General features: G+C 73.7%; 19 protein-coding genes. 6 read left to right on the top strand and 13 right to left on the bottom strand.

Features of this window, described 5'->3' with window-relative positions; all coding sequences use genetic code 11:
- From AC2TEW_RS10005 to AC2TEW_RS09985, 5 genes are all read right to left on the bottom strand, one after another.
- Positions 1–133: adenylyl-sulfate kinase (locus AC2TEW_RS10005; RefSeq protein WP_484623020.1), on the bottom strand; the 133-nt coding region annotated here is incomplete at its 3' end.
- Between the two features lie 56 nt (positions 134–189).
- The gene (locus tag AC2TEW_RS10000; protein WP_484622997.1) at positions 190–888 is read right to left on the bottom strand and encodes a phosphoadenylyl-sulfate reductase; all 699 of its coding nucleotides are present in this window, start codon (positions 886–888) and stop codon (positions 190–192) included.
- Positions 872–1,048: a hypothetical protein gene (locus tag AC2TEW_RS09995; protein ID WP_484622996.1), complete on the bottom strand. Its 177-nt coding sequence runs from the start codon at positions 1,046–1,048 to the stop codon at positions 872–874. Before AC2TEW_RS09995 ends, AC2TEW_RS10000 begins: the two co-directional genes overlap by 17 nt.
- The gene (locus AC2TEW_RS09990) at positions 1,045–2,769 is read right to left on the bottom strand and encodes a nitrite/sulfite reductase (RefSeq protein ID WP_484622995.1); all 1,725 of its coding nucleotides are present in this window, start codon (positions 2,767–2,769) and stop codon (positions 1,045–1,047) included. Before AC2TEW_RS09990 ends, AC2TEW_RS09995 begins: the two co-directional genes overlap by 4 nt.
- A gap of 195 nt (positions 2,770–2,964) precedes the next feature.
- Complete coding sequence (locus tag AC2TEW_RS09985; protein ID WP_310593185.1) at positions 2,965–3,048, bottom strand: putative leader peptide; 84 nt, start codon at positions 3,046–3,048, stop codon at positions 2,965–2,967.
- 227 nt (positions 3,049–3,275) lie between these two features.
- Here AC2TEW_RS09985 and AC2TEW_RS09980 point away from each other — a divergent pair, with 227 nt between their 5' ends.
- Both AC2TEW_RS09980 and rsgA read left to right on the top strand, forming a co-directional pair.
- Positions 3,276–4,571: a YihY/virulence factor BrkB family protein gene (locus tag AC2TEW_RS09980; protein ID WP_484622994.1), complete on the top strand. Its 1,296-nt coding sequence runs from the start codon at positions 3,276–3,278 to the stop codon at positions 4,569–4,571.
- 278 nt (positions 4,572–4,849) lie between these two features.
- Entirely contained in the window at positions 4,850–5,941 is a 1,092-nt protein-coding gene (rsgA, locus tag AC2TEW_RS09975) for a ribosome small subunit-dependent GTPase A (protein ID WP_484622993.1), read from the top strand.
- Positions 5,942–6,136: 195 nt separating this feature from the next.
- Here rsgA and AC2TEW_RS09970 read toward each other — a convergent pair whose 3' ends face one another.
- The 4 genes from AC2TEW_RS09970 to AC2TEW_RS09955 form a co-directional block, all read right to left on the bottom strand.
- Positions 6,137–7,564, bottom strand: coding sequence for a GH1 family beta-glucosidase (locus AC2TEW_RS09970; RefSeq protein WP_484622992.1), 1,428 nt, complete (start codon positions 7,562–7,564; stop codon positions 6,137–6,139).
- A gap of 29 nt (positions 7,565–7,593) precedes the next feature.
- Positions 7,594–8,430, bottom strand: coding sequence for a carbohydrate ABC transporter permease (locus AC2TEW_RS09965; RefSeq protein ID WP_484623019.1), 837 nt, complete (start codon positions 8,428–8,430; stop codon positions 7,594–7,596).
- Positions 8,431–8,435: 5 nt separating this feature from the next.
- Positions 8,436–9,374, bottom strand: a complete 939-nt coding sequence (locus tag AC2TEW_RS09960; protein WP_484622991.1) for a carbohydrate ABC transporter permease — start codon at positions 9,372–9,374, stop codon at positions 8,436–8,438.
- A 77-nt stretch (positions 9,375–9,451) separates the two neighbouring features.
- Positions 9,452–10,756: an ABC transporter substrate-binding protein gene (locus AC2TEW_RS09955; RefSeq protein ID WP_484622990.1), complete on the bottom strand. Its 1,305-nt coding sequence runs from the start codon at positions 10,754–10,756 to the stop codon at positions 9,452–9,454.
- Between the two features lie 338 nt (positions 10,757–11,094).
- Here AC2TEW_RS09955 and AC2TEW_RS09950 point away from each other — a divergent pair, with 338 nt between their 5' ends.
- Positions 11,095–14,007 (top strand): glycosyl hydrolase, encoded by a 2,913-nt coding sequence (locus AC2TEW_RS09950; protein ID WP_484622989.1) that lies wholly within the window; start codon positions 11,095–11,097, stop codon positions 14,005–14,007.
- A gap of 79 nt (positions 14,008–14,086) precedes the next feature.
- Here the strand turns inward: AC2TEW_RS09950 and AC2TEW_RS09945 are convergent, their stop codons facing one another.
- The 3 genes from AC2TEW_RS09945 to AC2TEW_RS09935 all read right to left on the bottom strand — a co-directional run bounded on the left by AC2TEW_RS09945 (position 14,087) and on the right by AC2TEW_RS09935 (position 16,389).
- Complete coding sequence (locus AC2TEW_RS09945) at positions 14,087–14,521, bottom strand: ASCH domain-containing protein (RefSeq protein ID WP_484622988.1); 435 nt, start codon at positions 14,519–14,521, stop codon at positions 14,087–14,089.
- A gap of 288 nt (positions 14,522–14,809) precedes the next feature.
- The gene (locus AC2TEW_RS09940; protein WP_484622987.1) at positions 14,810–15,232 is read right to left on the bottom strand and encodes a DNA-binding protein; all 423 of its coding nucleotides are present in this window, start codon (positions 15,230–15,232) and stop codon (positions 14,810–14,812) included.
- Between the two features lie 83 nt (positions 15,233–15,315).
- Positions 15,316–16,389, bottom strand: coding sequence for a LacI family DNA-binding transcriptional regulator (locus tag AC2TEW_RS09935; RefSeq protein WP_484623018.1), 1,074 nt, complete (start codon positions 16,387–16,389; stop codon positions 15,316–15,318).
- A 159-nt stretch (positions 16,390–16,548) separates the two neighbouring features.
- On the opposite strand from AC2TEW_RS09935, the gene AC2TEW_RS09930 reads away from it, so the two are divergent.
- Positions 16,549–18,192 (top strand): AlkA N-terminal domain-containing protein, encoded by a 1,644-nt coding sequence (locus AC2TEW_RS09930; protein WP_484622986.1) that lies wholly within the window; start codon positions 16,549–16,551, stop codon positions 18,190–18,192.
- A gap of 9 nt (positions 18,193–18,201) precedes the next feature.
- The gene (locus AC2TEW_RS09925) at positions 18,202–18,708 is read left to right on the top strand and encodes a methylated-DNA--[protein]-cysteine S-methyltransferase (protein ID WP_484622985.1); all 507 of its coding nucleotides are present in this window, start codon (positions 18,202–18,204) and stop codon (positions 18,706–18,708) included.
- A 131-nt stretch (positions 18,709–18,839) separates the two neighbouring features.
- Here the strand turns inward: AC2TEW_RS09925 and AC2TEW_RS09920 are convergent, their stop codons facing one another.
- On the bottom strand, positions 18,840–19,442 hold the full coding sequence (locus AC2TEW_RS09920; protein WP_484622984.1) for a MarR family winged helix-turn-helix transcriptional regulator: 603 nt from the start codon (positions 19,440–19,442) through the stop codon (positions 18,840–18,842).
- A gap of 231 nt (positions 19,443–19,673) precedes the next feature.
- Between AC2TEW_RS09920 and AC2TEW_RS09915 the strand changes: the two genes are divergently transcribed.
- The gene (locus AC2TEW_RS09915; RefSeq protein WP_484622983.1) at positions 19,674–21,221 is read left to right on the top strand and encodes an MFS transporter; all 1,548 of its coding nucleotides are present in this window, start codon (positions 19,674–19,676) and stop codon (positions 21,219–21,221) included.
- Positions 21,222–21,325 lie beyond the last annotated feature (104 nt).

The raw sequence follows: 21,325 nt of genomic DNA, 5'->3' as shown, positions 1-21,325 counted from the left end.
CGCGCAGCCGCTCGGCCAGCGCGAGGGCGAGGGTGGTCTTGCCGGCGCTGGGCAGCCCGGTCAGCCACACGGTGGCGCCGCGCTCGCAGCCGGCAGCCGGGGCGGCCGCCGCTGCGGGGCCCCCGGCGGCCAGGGTGTCGGCTGTCGTCACGGTTCGGTCTCCAGTACGTAGGTGGTGGTGGTTCGGGTTCAGAGGTGGATGCCGCACTCGGTCTTGCCCGAGCCGGCCCAGCGGCCGGCCCGGCCCTGCTCGCCCTCGCCGGGCTTGGCGGTGCAGGACAGCGGCGAGCAGCCGATCGAGGTGTAGCCCTCCCACAGCAGCGGGTTGAGCAGCACGCCGTTGGCGGCGACGTAGGCGTCCACGTCGTCCTGGGTCCAGCGGGCGATCGGGGCGATCTTGACCTTGCGGCGCTTGGGGTCCCAGGCGACCACCGGGGTGTTCGCCCGGCTGGGGGACTCGTCGCGGCGCAGGCCCGTCGCCCAGGCGTCGTACCCGCCGAGACCGCGGTTGAGCGGCTCGACCTTGCGCAGTGCGCAGCACAGGTCGGGGTCGCGGTCGTGCAGGTTCGGCCCGTACTCGGCGTCCTGCTCGGCCACGGTCAGCTTCGGGGTGAGGGTGATGACGTTGACCGGCATCACCGCCGCCACCGCGTCCCGGGTGCCGATGGTCTCGGCGAAGTGGTAGCCGGTGTCCAGGAACACCACGTCCACGCCGGGCAGGACCGAGGAGGCGAGGTGGGCGACGACCGCGTCCTCCATCGAGGAGGTGACGCAGAACCGCTTGCCGAAGTTCTCGGCGGCCCAGCGCAGCACGTCCTGGGCGGACGCCTCCTCCAGGTCGCGGCCGGCCGCGGTGGCCAGCGCCTCCAGGTCAGTCGCGGTGCTCATCCCGATTCCCCCCGTTCGACGGTGACAGCAGGCCGAGGAACTTCAGCTGGAACGCCCGGCGGCAGGCGTGGCACTCCCAGGTGCCGTGTCCGGCCTCGGACGGACGCAGGTCCTCGTCCCCGCAGTACGGGCAGAAGAACGGCGCCGCTCGCTCACTCATGACAGGGCCTCCTCGTCGGCCCGGGCGGTCCACTGGGCGAACCGCTCGCCGTCCTTACGCTCCGCCTGGAAGCGGGTCAGCACGCGCTCGACGTAGTCCGGCAGGCCGTCCTTGGTGACCTTGAGGCCGCGGACCTTGCGGCCGAAGCCGGCCTCCAGGCCCAGCGCGCCGCCGAGGTGCACCTGGTAGCCCTCGACCTGGTCGCCGTTCTCGTCGGTGACCAGCTGGCCCTTGAGACCGATGTCCGCGACCTGGATGCGGGCGCAGGCGTTCGGGCAGCCGTTGATGTTGATGGTCAGCGGCTCGCTGAACTCCGGAAGGCGGCGCTCCAGTTCGTCGATCAGGGTGCGGCCGCGCTCCTTGGTCTCGACGATGGCGAGCTTGCAGTACTCGATGCCGGTGCAGGCCATCGTGCCGCGGCGGAACGGGGAGGGGGTGACCCGCAGGTCCAGCGCCTCCAGCCCGGCCACCAGCGAGTCGACCCGGTCCTCGGCGATGTCCAGGACCAGCATCTTCTGCTCGGCGGTGGTGCGCAGGCGGTCGCTGCCGTGGGCGGCGGCCAGGTCGGCGACCTTGCCGAGCAGTTCGCCGTCGACCCGGCCGACCCGCGGCGCGAAGCCGACGTAGAACTTGCCGTCCTTCTGGCGGTGCACGCCGACGTGGTCGCGCCAGGTGCCGCTGGGCTCCTTCGGCGCGGGGCCGTCGATCAGGTCGTACTTGAGGTACTCGTCCTGCAGCACCTGGCGGAACTTCTCCACGCCCCAGTCGGCGACCAGGAACTTGAGCCGGGCGCGGTTGCGCAGCCGGCGGTAGCCGTAGTCGCGGAAGATGCCGATGACGCCGCCGTAGACGTCCGCGACCTCCTCCAGCGGGACCCAGGCGCCCAGCCGGACGCCGAGCTTGGGGTTGGTGGACAGGCCGCCGCCGACCCACAGGTCGAAGCCGGGGCCGTGCTCCGGGTGGACCACGCCGACGAAGGCGATGTCGTTGATCTCGTGGGCGACGTCCAGCAGCGGCGAGCCGGAGACGGCCGACTTGAACTTGCGCGGCAGGTTGGAGAAGTCGGGGTTTCCGATGAAGCGGCGCTGGATCTCGTCGATGGCGGGGGTGCCGTCGATGATCTCGTCCTCGGCGATGCCGGCCACCGGGGAGCCGAGGATGACGCGCGGGGTGTCGCCGCAGGCCTCGGTGGTGGACAGGCCGACGCCCTCCAGCTTCTGCCAGATCGCGGGCATGTCCTCGATCCGGATCCAGTGGTACTGGACGTTCTGGCGGTCGGTCAGGTCGGCGGTGTTCCGGCCGTACTGCTGGGAGACCTCGGCGATGGCCTTCAGCTGGGCCACCGTCAGGCGGCCGCCGTCGATCCGGACCCGGAGCATGAAGTACTCGGCGTCCAGCTCGTGGGGCTCGAGGATCGCGGTCTTGCCGCCGTCGATGCCCTCCTTGCGCTGGGTGTACAGCCCCCACCAGCGCATCCGGCCGCGCAGGTCGGCCGGGTCGATCGAGTCGAAGCCGCGCTGGGCGTAGATCGTCTCAATGCGTGTCCGCACGTTGAGACCGTCGTCGTCCTTCTTGAACTGCTCGTTCGGGTTGAGCGGGGTGAAGTGCCCCATGCCCCACTGGCCCTCGCCGCGGTGGCGGGTCACCTTGCGGGCGGCGGCGGGACGGCGCGCGGCGGCGCTGTCGACCTGGGGCTCGACCGGTTCGGGAGTGGGGGCCATGGTGTCGTCCTCTATCGGCTGGCGTGGTTCGGGGCGCTGGCGTCCCGGGCGCGGCCCGCTCCCACCTGCGCGTTCCCGACGGGGGGACGGCAGGGAGTCGATGAGCGGTGACCTGGTGCCCGAGGGCGCCCGCGCATCCGCTGAGCGGGATGGCGGAGGGTTGCGCCGGGTGCGGTGGTGGCAGCGGGGTGGGGCTCAGGTCACCGGACAGATGGCGCTGGACACGCGAAGGAGATCGACGTGGAGTCGACCTACTAGGGTGGTTCCGGCGCTCGGCATGGCAAGAGATTCGCATGGCGCACGACCCCCGGTCCACCATCGTCCGCATTCTGGACGCAATGGTTTCGGAGGGTGAGATGCCGGGCCGGGTCCGGCCGGTCCGCCCGCCCGGCGGAGCCGAGCCGCGGCGGCCGCGGAGCCGGCCCGCCGACCGCCCGCGGGGCGGCTGCGGCGGCACCCCGGTGGGCCTCGTCGGCAGGGGGGTGCGGGCCGATACCGTAGGGGGCGTGCAAGCAGCAGGCAACACCTCGCAGGACACCCCCGGCCAGTCCGCCGAGCGCCCGGCCCGCCGCCGGGGCGGCCGCCGACGTGCGGCGAAGCAGAACACCTGGCGCCGGACCATCTGGGGGCTGGTCAAGGACACCACCAACACCTGCGTCGAGTACCGGGTCACCGGACTCGCTGCGGAGGCGGCGTTCTTCACCCTGCTCTCCATCCCGCCGCTGCTGCTCTGCCTGGCCGGCACCCTCGGCTACCTGGACGACATCCTGGGCGCCGGCACCATCGACAAGCTGAAGGACGACATCGTCTCAGCCACTGGGACGGTGCTCTCACCGAGCTCGGTCGAGCAGATCGTCCAGCCACTGCTCAGCAAGGTCTTCGACAGCGGCCGCCCCGACCTGATCTCGATCGGCTTCCTGCTCTCGCTGTGGTCCGGCTCGCGGGCGCTCTACATCTTCATCGACACCATCACCGTGATGTACGGCCTCGACGGCAAGCGCGGCATCGTCAAGACCCGTCTGATGTCCCTCGGCCTCTACCTCGGCGCCCTGGCGATCGGCTCCCTGGTGCTCCCGCTGCTGGTGGCCGGACCCGGTCTGGTGATCAACGCCGTGCCGGACTCGGCGGCGCTGGTCAACGCGCTCTACTGGCCCGCCATGATCCTGCTGCTGATCGTCTTCCTGACCACCCTCTACCACGTGGCGGTGCCGGTCAGCACGCCGTGGCGCGAGGACATCCCCGGCGCCCTGGTGGCCCTGGTGGTGCTGGTCGTCTGCAGCGTGCTGCTGCGGCTCTACCTGGTCAGCTCGATCGAGGGCAGCTCGGCCGACGGCCCCTCGGTGTACGGCTCGCTGGCCGCGCCCGTCGCCGTCCTGCTGTGGATCGGCGTGGTCGCTCTCGCCGTCCTGATCGGCGCGGCCATGAACGCCGCCCTGGACCGCCGCTGGCCCACCGTGCAGACCGCCGACGCCCGCGCCGAGAACGAGCGCGCCAGCGAGGAGGCGGCCGCCACCCTGGTCCGCGAGGTGGCCGCCCGGCGCGCCGCCGAACGCGCCGAACGCGCCCGCGAACTGGGCCTCGGCGACGGCGTCGACGAGGAGCTCGACGAGGACGACGACGGCCTGCCGCCCTCCGAGTACCCCGAACGGTGGGCCGCCGTCCTGCCCCCGCACAACCTCCGCGGCCGGCTCGGCGGCTCCGGACCCCGCCGGACGCCCCCGCCGCCGCCGGACAGCGACCGGCCCGACTGGCCGCAGCACCCTCCCGACGCCCCCTTCCCGGGCTCCTGGGACGGCCGGTAGCCGCCCGCGGAAAACCGGTGGTGGCCCGCCGGGCCGGTGGGCTACGGTCGGGGACATCCGGACCGGCCCCCTCGCGGGGCCCCGTCAGCCGTCGTACGAACCAGGAGGTGAGGACCGTGATGGCCGTCGTTGCGGTGAGCGCCGCGTGCGCCCAGAAGCCCACTGTTCCCACCCCCGTGGTCTCCGGCTGACTCCGATCCCCCTGTTCCACCGCGCACCACCGGTGCGCCGACGCGCCGTGCGCGCAGCCGGGGCCGCACCCTCGAAGGGTCCCCCAGTTGAACCTCATCGACGCTGCCCACCCGCTCTCCGGCTTCGGCTGGAACGAGAGCCGGGCCGCCGAATTCGCCCCCCTCGCCGAGGCGGGCCTCACCCCCGCGCGGATCGCCCGGATCGACCGCGGACGCTGCGACGTCCTGCTGGCCGACCCCGACACCGGCGAACTGCGCACCGTCCGCGCCGACACCCGGCCGGTCGCCGGCCCCGACCCGGTGGACAGCCCGTGCACCGGCGACTGGGCCGCGGTCGACCTCGCCGCCACCCCGCTGCCCACCGTCTCCGCCCTGCTGACGCGCTCCACCGCGATCGTCCGCAAGGCCTCCGGCGGCCGCTCCGACGGCCAGGTGCTGGCCGCCAACATCGACACCGTGCTGATCGCCGTGTCGCTGGCGCTCGACCCCGACCTCGGCCGGATCGAACGCTTCCTGGCCCTGGCCTGGGAGTCCGGCGCGGAGCCGGTGGTCGTCCTCACCAAGTGCGACCTGGTCGACGACGCCGACCACATCCGGGCCGACGTCGAGGGCATCGCCCCCGGCGTCACCGTCCTCGCGGTCAGTGCGGAGACCGGCGAGAACATCGACGTGCTGCGGGCCTGCGCACCCGGCTCCAGCGCCCTGATCGGGCAGTCCGGCGCCGGAAAGTCCACCCTCACCAACGCCCTCGCGGGCCGGGACGTGATGACCGTCCAGCAGACCCGCGACAGCGACGGCAAGGGCCGGCACACCACCACCACCCGCGAGCTGATCCCGCTGCCCGGCGGCGGACTGGTCATCGACACCCCGGGCCTGCGCGAGGTCGGCCTGTACGGCGGCGAGGGCCTCGGCCAGGCCTTCGCCGAGATCGAGGAGCTCGCCGCACGGTGCCGCTTCGACGACTGCGGCCACCACAGCGAGCCGGGCTGCGCGGTGCTGGCCGCGCTGGAGGACGGCACCCTGGCGCACCGCCGGATGGAGAGCTACCGCAAGCTCCAGCGCGAGAGCGCCTGGATCGCCTCGCGCACCGACGCGCGGCTGCGCAAGGCGCAGCTGCAGAAGTGGAAGGCCATCACCAAGTCGATGCGCGGGCCGAACAGCCCGACCAGGCACCGCTGAACCACCGCGCCACCGCACCACCGCACCGCGGGGGCGACCCCGACGTGAAGGCCCGGGGGGGGACCACCCTCGGGCAGTCCTGGCGGGCAATCACCCCACTCACCGGGGGTTCCTCCTTGTCGGGGGGGGCTGGGGGCTCCCCCGCCGCCGGCCGGTCCGGCCGGCCGATCGGCGCGGCCGGCCCGGCGCGGCCGGTCAGTGCGGCAGCTCGCCGGTGCGGATCACCTCCGCGTACCAGCGGGCGCTGTCCTTGGGGGTGCGCCGCTGGCTGGCGAAGTCCACGTGCACGATGCCGAACCGCTTGCTGTAGCCGTACGCCCACTCGAAGTTGTCCAGCAGCGACCACAGGAAGTACCCGCGCACCGGCGCGCCGTCCGCCACCGCGCGGCGCACCGCCGCCAGATGGCCGTGCAGGTAGGCGACCCGCTCGGGGTCGTGCACCGCGCCGCTCGGGTCGGTGTAGTCCTCGTAGGCGGCGCCGTTCTCGGTGACCAGCAGCGGCAGGCCCGGCAGGTCGTCGCGCAGCCGGGTGAGCAGCTCGTACAGGCCGTCCGCGTCGACCGGCCAGCCCATCGCGGTGCGGCTGCCCTCGGCGGGCAGGAAGCGCACGCCCTCGTCGGCCGGCCACGGCGACAGCTCACCGGCGTGGCCGTCCTGGCGGGGCGCCGGGTCGGCGGGGTCGTCGGCGGCGACCACGGTCGGGGTGTAGTAGTTGATGCCCAGCGAGTCGATCGGGCGGGAGATCTCGGCCAGGTCGCCGGCCCGGACGAAGGACCAGTCGGTCAGGTGCGCGGTGTCGGCGAGCACGTCGGCGGGGTAGCGGCCGTGGAACACCGGGTCGAGGAAGATCCGGTTGGCCAGGCCGTCGATCCGGCGGGCCGCGTCCAGGTCGGCCGGGCCGGTGGTGAGCGGGCGCACCGCGGCCAGGTTGAGGGTGAGCGAGACCTCGGCGCCGGCGGGCAGCGCGTCGCGCAGCGCGGCGGTGCCCAGGCCGTGCGCAAGCAGCAGGTGGTGGTGGGCGGTCAGGGCCGCCACCGGGTCGGTCCGGCCGGGGGCGTGCACCCCGGAGCCGTAGCCGAGGAAGGCGCTGCACCAGGGCTCGTTGAGGGTGGTCCAGGTGGCGATCCGGTCGCCGAGCCGCCCGGCGGCGAGGGCGGCGTACTCGGCGAAGCGGTACGCGGTGTCGCGGTTGGTCCAGCCGCCGTCGTCCTCCAGCTCCTGCGGGAGGTCCCAGTGGTAGAGGGTGGCGACCGGGGCGATGCCGTGGGCCAGCAGCTCGTCCACCAGGCGGTCGTAGAAGTCCAGGCCGGCCGGGTTGGCCGGGCCGCGGCCGCCGGGGCGGATCCGGGGCCAGGCGAGCGAGAACCGGTAGGCGCCGAGGCCCAGTCCGGCCATCAGGGCGACGTCCTCGCGGTACCGGTGGTAGTGGTCGGCGGCGATGTCGCCGGTGTCGCCGTTGCGGACCTTGCCGGCGGTCCGGCTGAAGGTGTCCCAGACGGACGGGGTCCGGCCGTCCAGGGCGGCCGCGCCCTCGATCTGGTACGCGGCGGTGGCCGCGCCCCAGACGAAGCCGGCCGGGAAGCCGCCGGCGCGGACCGGGGAGGGCAGTACGTCGACGGTCATCTCACCTTCCGGGGGTGTGGGTCGGGGGTTCATCCCTTGACGGCTCCCTGCATGATGCCGCCGACGATCTGGCGGCCGAGCAGTGCGAAGACCACCAGGACGGGCAGGGTGCCGAGCAGGGTGCCGGCCATCACGATCGACTGGTCGGGCACGTAGCCCTGGCCGAGCGACTTGAGGGCGACCTGCACGGTGGGGTTCTGCGAGCTCAGCGCCACGATCGGCCAGAAGAAGTCGTTCCAGGTGGCCATGAAGGTCAGCATCCCGAGCACGGCCATCCCCGGGCGGGCCACCGGCAGCACGATCGACACGAAGATCCGCAGCGCCGAGGCGCCGTCCGTCCGCCCGGCCTCGATCAGCTCGTCCGGCAGCGCCTGCAGCAGGAACTGCCGCATGAAGAACACCCCGAACGCGGAGACCAGCGAGGGCAGGATCACGGCCGGCAGCTTGTTCTGCAGGTCGAGCCGGACGATCACCATGAACAGCGGGATCACCCCGAGCTGCGGCGGGATCATCATGGTGCCGACGGTGACCGCGAGCAGCAGACCGCGCCCGCGGAAGCGCAGCTTGGCGAAGGCGAACCCGGCCAGCGTCGAGGAGAGCACCACGCCCGCGGTCACCACCGAGGACACCACCAGCGAGTTGAGCAGGGCGCCGCCGATGTCGGCCTGCGCCAGCGCCTCGCCGATGTTGTGGAAGAGGTGCGGGCCGGGGGTCAGCGCCGGGGTCGGGGCGCTGAGTTCGGCGTTGGAGCGGCTGGCCGCGACCAGCGTCCAGTAGAACGGGAACACCGCCAGCAGGGTGGCGACGGCCAGCACCGCGTAGGCCAGCGGGCCGCCCTGGAGCGGGGAACGCCTGGCGAGCTTCATCACGATCACCGGTCCGTACGGTTGCGCCGGGCGGCCACGGCCGCGTTGACCAGGGCCAGCACCACGATCAGCAGGAACATCACCCAGGCCACCGCCGCGGCCCGGCCCAGGTGGAAGAAGGACCAGCCCTGCTCGTACAGGTACAGGCCGAGGGTCTGGTACTGGTGCGAGATGCCGCCGCCCGCGTTGCCCTCGTACAGCAGCGGCTCGCCGAACAGCTGGGTGGCGCCGATGGTGGAGACCACCACCGTGAAGACGATGGTCGGCCGCAGCCCGGGCACCGTGATGTGCCGGAACTGCTGCCAGCGGGAGGCGCCGTCGACGGCCGCCGACTCGTACAGCTCGCCGGGGATGGCCTGCATCCCGGCCAGGTAGATCAGCGCGTTGTAGCCCGTCCAGCGCCAGGTGACGATCGTCGAGACGCCGAGCTGCGAGGCCCAGGTGGAGGCCTGCCAGTCGACCGGGTGCAGCCCGGCGCTGCCGAGCAGCCAGTTGATCAGCCCGTAGTCGCGGCCGAACAGCTGGGCGAAGACCAGGGTGGCGGCGGCCACCGAGGTGGCGTACGGCATCAGCATCGCGACCCGGAAGAAGGTCCGCCCGCGCAGCCGGTAGTTGAGCAGGTGCGCCAGGCCCAGCGCCATCAGCAGCTGCGGGACGGTGGACAGCACGCCGATGGTGAAGGTGTTGCGCAGCGCGTTCCAGAAGAACGGGTCCTCGAGCAGCCGGGTGTAGTTCTGCAGCCCGAGCCAGTCCATCCGGTCGGCGGTCTGCAACTCGACCCGGTGCAGCGAGACGTAGGCGGTGTAGAGCAGCGGGAACAGCCCGAAGGCGGCGAACAGGGTGAAGAACGGCGCGACGAAGCCGTACGGGGCCAGCCGCCCGGTCCGGCGGGGCCGGGGGGCGGTGACCGCGGCGGGCAGCCTGGCGGAGGTGGGGACGGCCATGGGGTTGGGTCCTTCGACGGGGCTCCGGCCGGGTCCGGTGTCGGGGACCCGGCCGGGAGCGGTGAACCGGCCTGGCGTCAGCTGCCGTTGGCCTTCTTGATGTTGTCCAGGGCGTGCTGCCAGGCGGTCTGCGGCGCGGTCGCGGTGCGCTCCACCTCGCCGAGCGCGTCGGTGAACGCCTTGGTGATCACGCCGTCGTCGGTGCCGAGCACCTGCGCGGGCATGTTGGCGGCGGACTCGCTGAAGATCAGGCCGATCGGCGCGTTGTTGAAGTAGGGGTCGGTGGTGTCCTTGATGGCGGCCTGCGCGCCGGTGCTGGACGGGAAGGAACCCTGCTTGGTGAAGAGCTTGGCCTGCTGCTCCTTGGCGGTGAGCCACTTGATCAGCTCGGCCGCCTCCTTGGGGTGCTTGGCGGTCTTCGGCACGGTCAGGTACGAGCCGCCCCAGTTGCCGGTCTTCCCGGGGCCGGGCGCGATGTCCCACTTGCCGGAACCGGCGTCCGCGGCCTGGCCCTTGATGTAGCCGATCATCCAGGCCGGGCAGCTCAGGGTGGCGAACTTGCCGGTGGTGAAGGCCTTGTTCCACTCCGGGGTCCACTGCGGCAGCTTGGCGGACAGCCCGTCCGCGACCAGTCGGGTGGCGTCCGCCCAGGCGGTCTTCACGGCGGGGCTGCTGTCGTAGACCGGCTTGCCGCCCTCGTCCGCGTACCGGACCTTCTGCTGGCCGACCTCGGCGGTGAACATCCCGGCGGCGCTGTCGGTCCAGGCGTTGCCGGCCTCCGCCTTGGCGGCGTACTGCTTGCCCAGGTCCAGGTAGCCCTGCCAGGTGGACCACTTGGCGGCCAGCTCGGTGCGGTCGGTGGGCAGCCCGGCGGCCTTGAACAGGTCGGTGCGGTAGCAGATCGCCTCCGGGCCGATGTCGGTGCCGGCGCCCAGCACCCGTCCGTCGGCGGTCTTCACGGCGGCGCCCTTCCACGGCACCAGGTCGTCGTTGACGCCGCCGAGCCCGAGGGTCTTCAGATCGGTGAACTTGTCGGCCTGCTTCTGCACCACGCTGGCCACCCGGCCGACCTCCAGACCCTGGACGTCGGCCAGCCCGCCGCCGCCGGCCAGCTTGGTCTGCAGCGCCTGCCAGTACTGGGCCTCGTCCTGGGTGTCGGTCTGCTTGACGGTGATGCCGGGGTGCAGCTGCATGTACTCGTCGTAGAGGCCGCTCTCCTTGAACCCGAAGGTGCCGAAGAGGTCCACCGTGAGGGTGATCGGGCCGCCGGCCGAGTCCGCGGAGCCCGAGCCGCCGGAGCCGCAGCCGGTGAGCAGCAGGGTGGCGGCGAGCACGGTGGATCCGAGGGCGGTGGTGGTGCGACGGACTCTGAACGGGCGCATGGGGGTGCCTCCTGGCGCAGCAGGTCGTGGGTGGCGGGGTGCCGGAGCAGGGATGCCGGTGCTGGGGTGGGGAGTTGGGGTGCCGGAGCAGGGGTGCGGAGCTGGGGTGCGGAGAGAAGTCTGAGAGCGCTCTCAGGTGATGCCAGGAGAGTGCCCGGCGCCGGACCGGCCCGTCAAGCCTCCGAAACCTGAACGTAATCTCGCGGGTTGACGGTGTGGCGTCTTCACGCCTTGGAAGCGCGAGTCCCGTCAGGAGCGTTGACAGTGCCGGGCGGCGGCTCTAGCGTCCCCACCGCTGAGAGCGCTCTCACCCACCGCCCCCCACCCGAGGTGGACCCATGAAGCTCAGATCCGCGCGCCGCCCGGCAGCCGCCGTGGTGGCGCTCGCCCTCGCCGCCGCGGCCGCGCTGGCCTCGACCGTCGGCGCCGGCAGCGCCGCCGCCGCGACCGTCCCGGTCGGCCTCGGCGGCTACAGCGACAGCCGCCCGGCCGGCGCGCCCGGCCCCGGCAACTCCGACGGCGCGCCCGTCACCCCCAAGGTCACCGCCCGGATGGCCGGCCAGGCCGTCCCGACCAACGACTGGTGGTCCTCGCTGGTCTACCAGCGCTACGCGGGCAACCCGTACTCGGAGAACATGTACGGCCACCCGCTCACCTACAAGGCGGTGGCGGCCGGCCTGGAGGTCGGCTACCCCACCGTGCCGACCATCACGCCCGACGGCCGCCAGTACGACTACACCCACACCCGGGACCTCACCCTGGGCGTGGCCGGCCTCAACTCCCCGGACACCAAGGTCGACGGCTGGAGCGACTGGACCGTCACCCCGTACTGGGCGGACGGCGCGCACACCTTCAGCGCCACCATCGGCCACGGCCTGCCGTACGTCTACGCCCACGCCACCGGCGGCGCGGCGCAGGTCACCACGGCCGGGACCCCGACCGTCTTCGCCAGCCAGGGCAACGTCCTCGGCATCACGGTGGCCGGCCACCACTACGGCCTGTTCGCACCCACCGGCACCACCTGGAACGTCAACGGCACCACCCTCAGCGCGGCCCTCGGGTCCAAGGACTACTACTCGGTCGCCGTCCTGCCCACCCCCGCCGACCTGGACCTCTACCGCGGCTACGCCTACAGCTTCGTCACCGGCACCCGCGCCGACTGGAGCTACCAGGCCGCCGCCGCCACCCTCACCACCGGCTACACCGTCACCACCGTCCCGCAGGAGGGCACCCGCACGGGCACCCTGCTCGCCCTCTACCCGCACCAGTGGCAGGCCGCCACCGACCCGCTGACCGGCCTCGGCTACGTCTCGCCGCGCGGGCCGATGAAGGTCCGCGAGGGCAGCGGCTTCACCACCGTTCAGAGCGTGGGCGGCGTGCTGCCGTCGCTGCCGGACGCCGGTGCCTACGACCGCGCCGCACTGGGCGCCCTGGTCCGGCAGGAGGCCGACGCCGCCGATCCGTTCGCCGGCGCCACCGACACCTACTGGACCGGCAAGGCGCTCGGCCGGCTCGCCCAACTCGTCCCGATTGCCGACCAGTTGGGCGACGCCGCGACCCGGGACAAGCTGCTCGGGCTGATCAAGGGCAAGCTCCAGACCTGGTTCCGCGGCACCGGCTCACCCGGCTTCTCCTACGACGCGGTCTGGAAGACCCTGATCGGCTACCCCGCCTCCTACGGCACCGACGCCGAACTCAACGACCACCACTTCCACTACGGCTACTTCATCCAGGCCGCCGCCACCGTCGCCCGGTACGACTCCGCCTGGGCCGCCGACAGCGCGTGGGGCGGAATGGTCAAGCTGCTCGCCAAGGACGCCGCCAACGCCGACCGCACCGACACCCGCTTCCCGCTGCTGCGCAACTTCGACGTCTACGCCGGCCACAGCTGGGCCTCCGGCCACGCCGGCTTCGCCGCCGGGAACAACCAGGAGTCCTCCTCGGAGTCGCTCAACTTCAGCTCCGGACTGATCCTCTACGGCTCCGCCACCGGCGACACCACCCTGCGCGACCTGGGCGTCTACCTCTACACCACCGAGGCCAACGCGGTGGAGCAGTACTGGTTCGACGCCGACCACGCCACCTTCCCGGCCGCCTTCGGCCACGACACCGTGGGCATGGTCTGGGGCAGCGGCGCCGCCTACTCCACCTGGTGGACCGCGGCCCCCGGCATGATCCACGGCATCAACGTGCTGCCGGTCACCGGCGGTTCGCTCTACCTCGGGCGCCGCCAGGACGAGATCCGGGCCAACCTGGCCGAGCTCAAGGCCGGCAACGGCGGGGTGTTCACCGACTGGCGGGACCTGCTCTGGGAGTTCCAGGCGCTCGCCGACCCGGCCGCCGCCAAGGCCGCCTGGGACGCCGGCAACACCGGCTACACCCCGGAGGAGGGCGAGTCCAGGGCCCACACCTACCACTGGATCTACGGCCTCGCGACGCTCGGCACCCTCGACCCCGCCACCACCGCCGACACCCCGACCGCGGCCGTCTTCGCCAACGGCGCCACCCGCACCCACGTGGCGCACAACTACACCACCGCGGCGCGCACCGTCCGCTTCTCCGACGGCTACACCCTCACCGTGCCCGCCCGCTCCACGGCGAGCGAACGCGGCACCACCCCCGACGGCGGCACCGGCGGCCCGACCGGTTCCCCGTCGCCCTCGCCGTCCTCGTCCCCCTCGCCGTCCGATTCCCCGTCGCCCTCACCCTCACCCTCGCCGTCGCCGTCCTCGTCGCCGTCGGTGCCGCCGGCCACCGGCAGCACCTTCTACCTCCAGCCCGGCGGCGCCCTGACCACCGCCTACGGCAGCGGTGCCACCGCGGACCAGCTGCCGTCCGCCGGCGGCGGCAACCACGACGGCACGCCGTACCAGGCCAAGGTCTACGAGGTGCGCAACCTGAACGGCACCCCCAAGCCCGGCGCGGTGACCGACTTCGACCTCTACCTCGACGCTGGCCCCGCCGTCGGCCTCGGCCAGCAGGTCAGGGTCTCCTACGACCTGACCGGTGACGGCACCTTCGAACGCGTCGAGACCTACCGCTACTTCGCGACCGACCCGGTGGCCGGCTGGGAGCGCTACTCGGGCACCACGGCCGGGCTCGCCGCCGCGACCGGCACGCTCGGGACCCTCGACCACGGCACCGTCCGGGTGGAGGTCTGGCCCGCCATCGGCAACGCCCCGGCGCAGCTGCGGGTCGGCGCCACCCAGGCCCAGGGCAGCGCCTCCGTGCTGCGGATCCCGTTCACCTGACGGGCGGGAGCCGTGGAGGGCGGCCGGGCGGTCACGGGACCGCCCGGCCGCCCGTGGTCCCGCTGCCGCCTCCCCCTGCTCAGCGGCCCGGCGCCGCGACCACCCGGAAGCGTTCCAGCACCACCTCGGTGGAGTCGTCCACCGTGAACTCCGGGTCCTCCAGGATCTCCAGCAGCTCCGGGCTGCGCCAGAACCCCTCGTGGGTCGCCCGCCACTCCGCCACCGTCCGGTACCCCTCGCCCTCGTCCAGGGCGTGCTGCAGGGAGACCTCGCCGAGCGGGACCACCCGCACGTCGGTCACCTCGATCACGGCCACCGGCCGGTCGTCCGAGTCGACCACCGCCTGCCGGTCGCCGGGCGCGGGCAACTCCTCGCCGAGCTTGCGGTACTCGGCCAGCAGGCCAGTGGTGCTGGTCTTGGCGCCGTTCAGCACGGCGGCCACCAGGGCGTCCCGGAGCGGCCCGGGGAAGGCGAACTCGGACTTGGGCAAGCCGGCATACGGATCATCAGTCATGGTCCGACGGTAGGTCGTTCACCCCCGCGGCGCTGCGAATATTCCCGGCGGGCGTTCCACGCCGGCGGGGTGGCCGTGAGTACGGGGAGGCGGCTGCGCGAGGGGGCGGTTGTGTGAGGGGACGGCGTGCGGTGGGTGCCGCCGTCCTGGCGGTGGCGGCTGCTGCGGGCTGCGGTACCGGCCAGGACGGACCGGCGCCGTCCCGGCCCTCGCCGAGCACGGACCGGTGGCGGGCCTCAGGGGTTGCCGCCCCCGTGTCCTGACCGCGACGGCGCGCAGGGCTGCCGGCTAGCCGCTCTCGCCGGTGCGCCCGGAGAGCCGTTCGTGGCGCTGCCGGGCGGCCTGCGGGGTGCCGAGGCCGAGGCCGAACGCGACCTCCTGCCAGGTGAACCCGCGGCCGCGGGCCATCGTGATCAGCCCCTCCTCGAGCTCCTCCAGCTCGGCGCGGGCCTGCGGCAGCAGGGTCAGCGCGGCGACGATGTCGGCCCGGTCCACCTCCGGCTCGTCCGCGTCGGGCAGCGCGGTGCCGCTGAGCAGCAGTGACACCAGCCTGGCGGCCTCGTGCGGGGAGGGCAGGTAGGCGTTGGCCTGACGGCGGCGCTGCTCCTCGGTGGCGGCGTGCCGCTCGGCGATCCGGAACAGGGCGGCGGCGGTGCGCCCGGCCCGCGCCTGATGGGCGTCGGGCAGCGCGAAGGGGTCGTCGGAGGTCATGGGTCGACCCTCCTCCGGGCGCGATCCATTGTCAACGGATTATGTTGAACACTTCGTTCAAGTTGTCGGGGGTCTGCCGCTGCTCAGGCCGAACCGCGCCGCACCAGCCTGGTCGGGGTGATCACCGAAGTGGGGGCCGCACCCCGGCCGACCGCCGGTCCGCCCTCGCCGGACAGGTGCCGTAGCAGCAGCCGCGCCATCAGCCGCCCCATCTCCTCGATGTCCTGCCGGACGGTGGTCAGCGGCGGCTCCGTCCACGCGGCGATCGACTCCACGTCGTCGAAGCCGACCACCGCGACGTCCTGCGGCACCCGGCGGCCGGCCTCCCGGAGCACCCGCAGCGCGCCCGAGGCCATCGAGTCCGAGGCGGCGAACACCGCGTCCAGGTCGGGCCGCCGGGCCAGCAGCTCGGCCATCGCCCGGCCGCCGCCGTCCGGCGTGAAATCCCCCTCGGCGATCAGCCCGGGGTCGCCGTCGGGCAGCAGATCGCGGTAGCCGTCCAGGCGGTCGACCGACGAGGTCTGGTCGAGCGGGCCGGTGATGGTCGCGATCCGGCTGCGGCCGAGTTCGCGCAGGTGCTGGACGGCGAGCCGGGCCCCGCCCCGGTTGTCGCTGTCCACGTACACCAGCTCCCGGTCCGACTCGGCGCCCGCCCAGCCGGGCCGGCCGCCGACCACGAACGGCAGGCCGACCCGCCGGGCGATCTGCGGCAGCGGATCGGAGTGGTGCAGCGAGAACAGCAGCACCCCGTCGACGTGCCCGCCGGCCAGGTAGCGGCCGACCCGGTCGTAGTCGCGCTGCTCCTCGATCATCAGCAGCACCATCTGGTTGTCGGCCGCGGACAGCTCGCGGCCGATGCCGCGCAGGTGCTGGGCGAAGAACGGATCGGAGAAGATCCGGCTCTCCGGCTCGGCGACGACCACCGCGACGGCCTGGTTGCGCCGGGTCACGAGGGTGCGGGCGGCCAGGTTGGGCACGTACCCGAGGTCCTCGACGGCCTGCCGGACCTTCTCCCGCAGCTCCTCGCGCACCCCCGCGCCGCCGTTGACCACCCGCGAGGCGGTCGCCCGGGAGACTCCGGCCCGCTCGGCGACCGACTCCAGGGTCGGTCGCGCGAGCCCGGCGGTGACCCTGCCCGGCGGCTGCTGCTCCGGCAGTTCGGCCACGGTGTGCTCCTCTCGCGGACTGTTCCCCGCTGAGCCTATCGGGTCGGTCCAGCGGCTGAGAGCGCTCCCACGATGGGGGTCGTCCCCGGCCCGACCGCCGTGTCCGAAACCCGCCGGTCGAGGCTCCGCGGATGCCGCAGACTGGAGAGCGTGATCGACGACGAGACCAGGTACCGGGCGGTGGACAGCCGCGACGCCCGCTTCGACGGGGTGTTCTTCACGGCCGTCCGGACCACCGGCATCTACTGCCGGCCGAGCTGCCCGGCGGTCACCCCGAAGCGGGTGAACTGCTCCTTCTACCCCACCGCCGCAGCCGCCCAGGGCGCGGGCTACCGCGCCTGCCGCCGCTGCCGCCCGGACTCCGTCCCGGGCTCGCCCGAGTGGAACCACCGGGCGGACCTGGTCGGCCGCGCGATGCGCCTGATCGGCGACGGCATCGTCGACCGCGAAGGCGTGGCCGGACTGGCCGGCCGCCTCGGCTACAGCGCCCGCCAGCTCCAGCGCCAGCTCACCGCCGAACTCGGCGCCGGGCCGCTCGCGCTCGCCCGCGCCCAGCGCGCCCAGACCGCCCGGCTGCTCCTGCAGACCACCGAACTCCCGGTCACCGAAGTCGCGTTCGCCGCCGGCTTCGCCTCCGTCCGGCAGTTCAACGACACCGTGCGCGAGGTGTACGACCGCACCCCGAGCGGCCTGCGCACCGAGGTCGCGGCCGGCCGCCGCGGCGGCGGCACACCGGGCACCATCAGCCTGCGGCTCGCCTACCGCGGCGCGCTCGACAGCGCGCACCTGATCGACTTCCTGGCGCTGCGCGCCGTCCCCGGGGTGGAGGAGGTCGTCCCCGCGGCCGCGCCCGGGGCGCGGACCTACCGCCGCACCCTCGCCCTCCCGTACGGCCACGGCATCGCCGAGGTCGACGGGCTCCGGCCGGGCGACCCCCCGACCCGCGGCTGGCTGGACTGCCGACTGGTCCTGGCCGACCTGCGCGACCTCACCACGGCCGTGCACCGGCTCCGGGCGCTGTTCGACCTCGACGCCGACCCCGACACGGTCGACGGCCAGCTCGGCGCCGACCCGGCCTTCGGCGCCCTGGTCCGGGCCCGCCCCGGCATCCGCTCGCCCGGCCACGTCGACCCGCACGAACTCGCCGTCCGGGCCGTGCTCGGCCAGCAGATCACCGTCGCGGCCGCCCGTACGCTGGCCGGACGGCTGACCGAACAGTACGGGGAGCCGCTGCCGCAGCCGAGCGGCGGACTGCGGCTGCTCTTCCCGACCGCCGGAGCACTCGCGGAGGCGGCCCCCGAACACCTCGCGATGCCGGAATCCCGGCGCCGGGCGCTGCGCGGCCTGTGCGCGGCCCTCGCCGAGGGCGCGGTCCGGCTCGACGGCGGGGTGGACCGCGAGCAGGCCGCCGCCGAACTGCTCGCACTGCCGGGCATCGGCCCCTGGACGGTCGGCTACCTGCGGATGCGGGCGCTGGCCGACCCCGACGTGTTCCTGCCGACGGACGCGGGCGTACGCCACGGCCTGCTCCGCCTCGGCCTGCCGGGCGACCCGAAGGCGGCCCAGGCGGCCGCACCGGCCTGGTCACCCTGGCGCTCGTACGCCGTGCACCGGCTCTGGGTCGCGGCCGCCGGGCCGGTGGCCGGGCCGGACGTGGGGCCGGACGTGGAGCCCGACGCCGGGTCGGCCGGCGGGTCGGCCGGCGGGCAGATCGCCGGGCAGGTCGGCGGCCCGGTGGCCGGGCCGAACGGCGTGACCATCGTGGACAGCACGACTCGTGAACAGCACAACTGAGGAGAAGGCATGACAACGGCGTTCACGACCATGGACAGCCCGCTCGGGCAACTGCTGCTGAGCGGCGTCTACCAGGACGACGGTCCGCTGGCACTCACCGCGGTCACCGCCCCCGGCCAGAAGGGCGCGCAGACCGAACCGGCCGACGGCTGGGTACCGGACGCGGATGCCCTGGCCCCGGCCGTGGAACAGCTCACCGCCTATTTCGCGGGGGAGCTGACCACCTTCGACCTTCCGCTCGCCCCGGTCGGCACCGAGTTCCGGCAGCGGATCTGGACCGCGCTCGACGACATCCCGTACGGCACCACCGTCACCTACGGCTGGCTGGCCGACGCGGCCGGGCAGTCACCGCGCGCGGTGCGGGCGGTCGGCGGCGCGGTCGGCGCCAACCCCCTGCTGGTGATCCGCCCGTGCCACCGGGTGCTCGGCGCGAACGGCGCACTGACCGGCTTCGCCGCCGGGACCGACAACAAGCGGCTGCTGCTGGAACTCGAGCAGGGCGCGGCCCTGTTCTGATCCGGCCCCTGTGGCCGCCCGCTCGGGCTCGCCCGGTCGGTCCGCCTGCGGAGGTCGGGGCGCGGTGGTCGGCCTGCGCTGGTCCGCGTGGGCGGGCCTTCGAGCGGGGCCGGTGCCGTCCGCCGGTGCCGTCAGGCGGTGCCGGACCCGGTCACCGTGGCGGCGCTGCTGCTGCCGGCGTTGCTGCCGGCGGCGCTGATTCCGCCGCTGCTTCCACTTCCACTGCCGCTGGTGAGGGAGCGGGCGAGTTGCTCCAGTCCGGGCAGGGCCAGCATGACGGCGTCCCGGTTCTCGGGGGAGAGGCTCTCCAGTGCATCGGCGAGGCGGCGCTCGTGGGCCTGGCGCCAGTCCTGCAACTGCCGGTGGCCGGCTTCGGTCAGCGCGATCCGGGCGGTCCGGCGGTCACCCGGATCGGCCTGGCGGTCCACAAAGCCGGCGTCCAGGAGCTTCCCGATCAGCCCGCTGACGGTGTTCGGCGCCAGCCGCTGCCGTTCGGCCAGCTCACCCACCCGCAGCGGCGCGGTGGCGAGCGTCTGCAACAGCTCCACCTGCGCCATCGGGAGCGACTCCCACGGGTAGTCCGTCCGGATGCTGCTGCGCAGCGCGCGGCGGAGCCGGGTGATCACATCGGTCAGCCGCTGCGCGCGGGCCAGCCGGGCCGACTCCTCCAGGGCGGATGACCCCGGTACCGAGGGTTCGGACGGCGGTGGAACAGGCGTAGGCTGCGGCGGCATGGCGGACAGCGTATCCGGTCGCCGACGTCCGGTCGGCCGCTGACCAGCTCCGGAGTAGATCCGCTTGGTGCCCGATTCGCTTGGCGCCCGATCCGGTCGAGGCCCGATCTGCTCGGGGCCTGATCTGCTCGGGGTCGGATCTACTCGGCGGTAGATCTGCTCGGCATCGGATCCGATCGTGGCTGGAACCTCTCTGTTCCGGATTATCTCTGCGGGCGATATATTGGCCGGGTGTCGACCCCTGCCCCCGCCCGCCGCCTGCTCGACAGCCCGCTGCTCGCCGAGCGGCCGCGCCCGCGAGCGGTTGCCGCCTGGCCGTACGCGCACTGGCTCGCCGTCGGTACGGTCTGCGTCGGCGCGTTCCTCGGGCAGCTCACCGCGAGCATCACCGCCCTGGTGTTCCCGGCGCTGCAGGAGGGCTTCCACGCCGGCCTGGCCGAGGTCGAGTGGGCGGCGCTCGCGTACCTGTTGGTCCTGGTGGCCCTGCTCGCGCCGGTCGGCAGGCTCTCCGACGCGGTCGGCCGGAAGACGGTCTACCTCGGCGGGTTCGCCGTCTTCGCGCTCGCCTCGCTGGCCGCGGGTCTGTGCGGCAGCCTCGGCCTGCTGGTGGTCTGCCGCGCGGTCCAGGCGGTCGGCGGCGCGATGATGCAGGCCAACAGCGTCGCGCTGGTCGCCCGTGGGGTGCCGGCGCGCGCGATGCGGACCGCGCTCGGCATCCAGGCCGCCGCGCAGGCGCTCGGCCTGGCGCTCGGCCCGACGCTCGGCGGCCTGCTGGTGACCCACGCCTCCTGGCGGTGGGCCTTCTGGATCAACGTTCCGATCGGCCTGCTCGGCATCCTGGCCGGCTGGTTCCTGCTGCCACGCACCCGCCCGACGGCATCCGCCGCCGCGCCCGCACCGGTGCCCGTACCTCCGGCGCCCGTACCGCTACCGGCACCCGCGTCCGTGCCTGGACCGGCGCCCGTACAGCCGTGTGCCGCGGAGCTCCGTGCTGCCGTGGCGGAGGAGGGGCGGTTCGACCTGGCGGGGCTGCTGCTGCTCGCCGGTGCGTCGGCCACCCTGCTGCTGGCGTTGTCGACCGCCTCCGGGCTCCCGTTGCCGGGCTGGGCGGTGCTGGTGCTGCTGGTCGCTTCGGCGGTGCTCTCGGTGGCCCTGGTGCGCCAGGAGCAGCGGGCCGACCGTCCGATCATCGCCCCGGGTCTGGTCAACACCCCTGGCATCAGGGCGGGTCTGGTGCTCGCGCTGGTCGGGTACCTGCTGCTGTTCTGTCCGCTGGTGCTCGGCCCGGTGATGCTGGCCGGCGCCGGTGTGCCGGTGACCACGGCGGGCCTGGTGATCACCGCGCTGCCGGGCGCCTTCGCGGTCGCCGCCACATTCGGCGGCCTGCTGCTGCCGCGCCGGTGCACCGACGCCACGCGGTGCCGGGTGGGCGCGCTCGGTGCGACCGCGGGCCTGGGCGCGATGGCGCTGTTCCCGATCGGGGCGGGCACCGCCGTACCGGCCCTGCTGGTGGTGGGGTTCGGGCTCGGGTTGCTGCTGCCCGCCAACAACGCGCTGGTGATGCGGGCGATCCCGGCGGAGAGCTCGGCGGTCGGCGGCGGCATGGTGAACACGGTCCGCAGCCTCGGTACCGCACTGGGCACCGCGCTGCCGGTACTGGGTGTCCACCTGGCGGGCCATCGGTCCGGTGGCCGGGCGGTCCTGCTGCTGCTCGCGGTGATCGCGCTCGCGGCCGCCGGGTTCGCGGGCGCCTCCGACCGGCCCGCCGCCCGGAGCTGACGCGGCGCCGTGCGCCCTGTCGCGCTGCGCACGTTGGGGGCTGTGCACGTCGGCGGTGTGCACGTTGGGCCGCTGCGCACGTCGGGCGTTCGAACGTCCCGGGC

The sequence above is a fragment of the Kitasatospora sp. NEAU-CNBT7 genome (genome assembly GCF_057220535.1).
Note: the sequence above shows the minus strand (reverse complement) of the source record. Positions and strands in the feature narration are given on the sequence as shown.

Excerpts from the sequence above, each read along its gene's own strand:
- AC2TEW_RS10000 (WP_484622997.1), bottom strand. The coding sequence starts at position 888 with ATGAGCACCGCGACTGACCTGGAGGCGCTGGCCACCGCGGCCGGCCGC.
- AC2TEW_RS09920 (WP_484622984.1), bottom strand. The coding sequence starts at position 19,442 with ATGCCGCCGCAGCCTACGCCTGTTCCACCGCCGTCCGAACCCTCGGTA.
- AC2TEW_RS09970 (WP_484622992.1), bottom strand. The coding sequence starts at position 7,564 with ATGACCGTCGACGTACTGCCCTCCCCGGTCCGCGCCGGCGGCTTCCCG.
- AC2TEW_RS09985 (WP_310593185.1), bottom strand. The coding sequence starts at position 3,048 with ATGCCGAGCGCCGGAACCACCCTAGTAGGTCGACTCCACGTCGATCTC.
- AC2TEW_RS09965 (WP_484623019.1), bottom strand. The coding sequence starts at position 8,430 with ATGAAGCTCGCCAGGCGTTCCCCGCTCCAGGGCGGCCCGCTGGCCTAC.
- AC2TEW_RS09940 (WP_484622987.1), bottom strand. The coding sequence starts at position 15,232 with ATGACCTCCGACGACCCCTTCGCGCTGCCCGACGCCCATCAGGCGCGG.
- AC2TEW_RS09990 (WP_484622995.1), bottom strand. The coding sequence starts at position 2,769 with ATGGCCCCCACTCCCGAACCGGTCGAGCCCCAGGTCGACAGCGCCGCC.
- AC2TEW_RS09925 (WP_484622985.1), top strand. The coding sequence starts at position 18,202 with ATGACAACGGCGTTCACGACCATGGACAGCCCGCTCGGGCAACTGCTG.
- AC2TEW_RS09950 (WP_484622989.1), top strand. The coding sequence starts at position 11,095 with ATGAAGCTCAGATCCGCGCGCCGCCCGGCAGCCGCCGTGGTGGCGCTC.
- AC2TEW_RS09960 (WP_484622991.1), bottom strand. The coding sequence starts at position 9,374 with ATGGCCGTCCCCACCTCCGCCAGGCTGCCCGCCGCGGTCACCGCCCCC.
- AC2TEW_RS09955 (WP_484622990.1), bottom strand. The coding sequence starts at position 10,756 with ATGCGCCCGTTCAGAGTCCGTCGCACCACCACCGCCCTCGGATCCACC.
- AC2TEW_RS09995 (WP_484622996.1), bottom strand. The coding sequence starts at position 1,048 with ATGAGTGAGCGAGCGGCGCCGTTCTTCTGCCCGTACTGCGGGGACGAG.
- AC2TEW_RS09945 (WP_484622988.1), bottom strand. The coding sequence starts at position 14,521 with ATGACTGATGATCCGTATGCCGGCTTGCCCAAGTCCGAGTTCGCCTTC.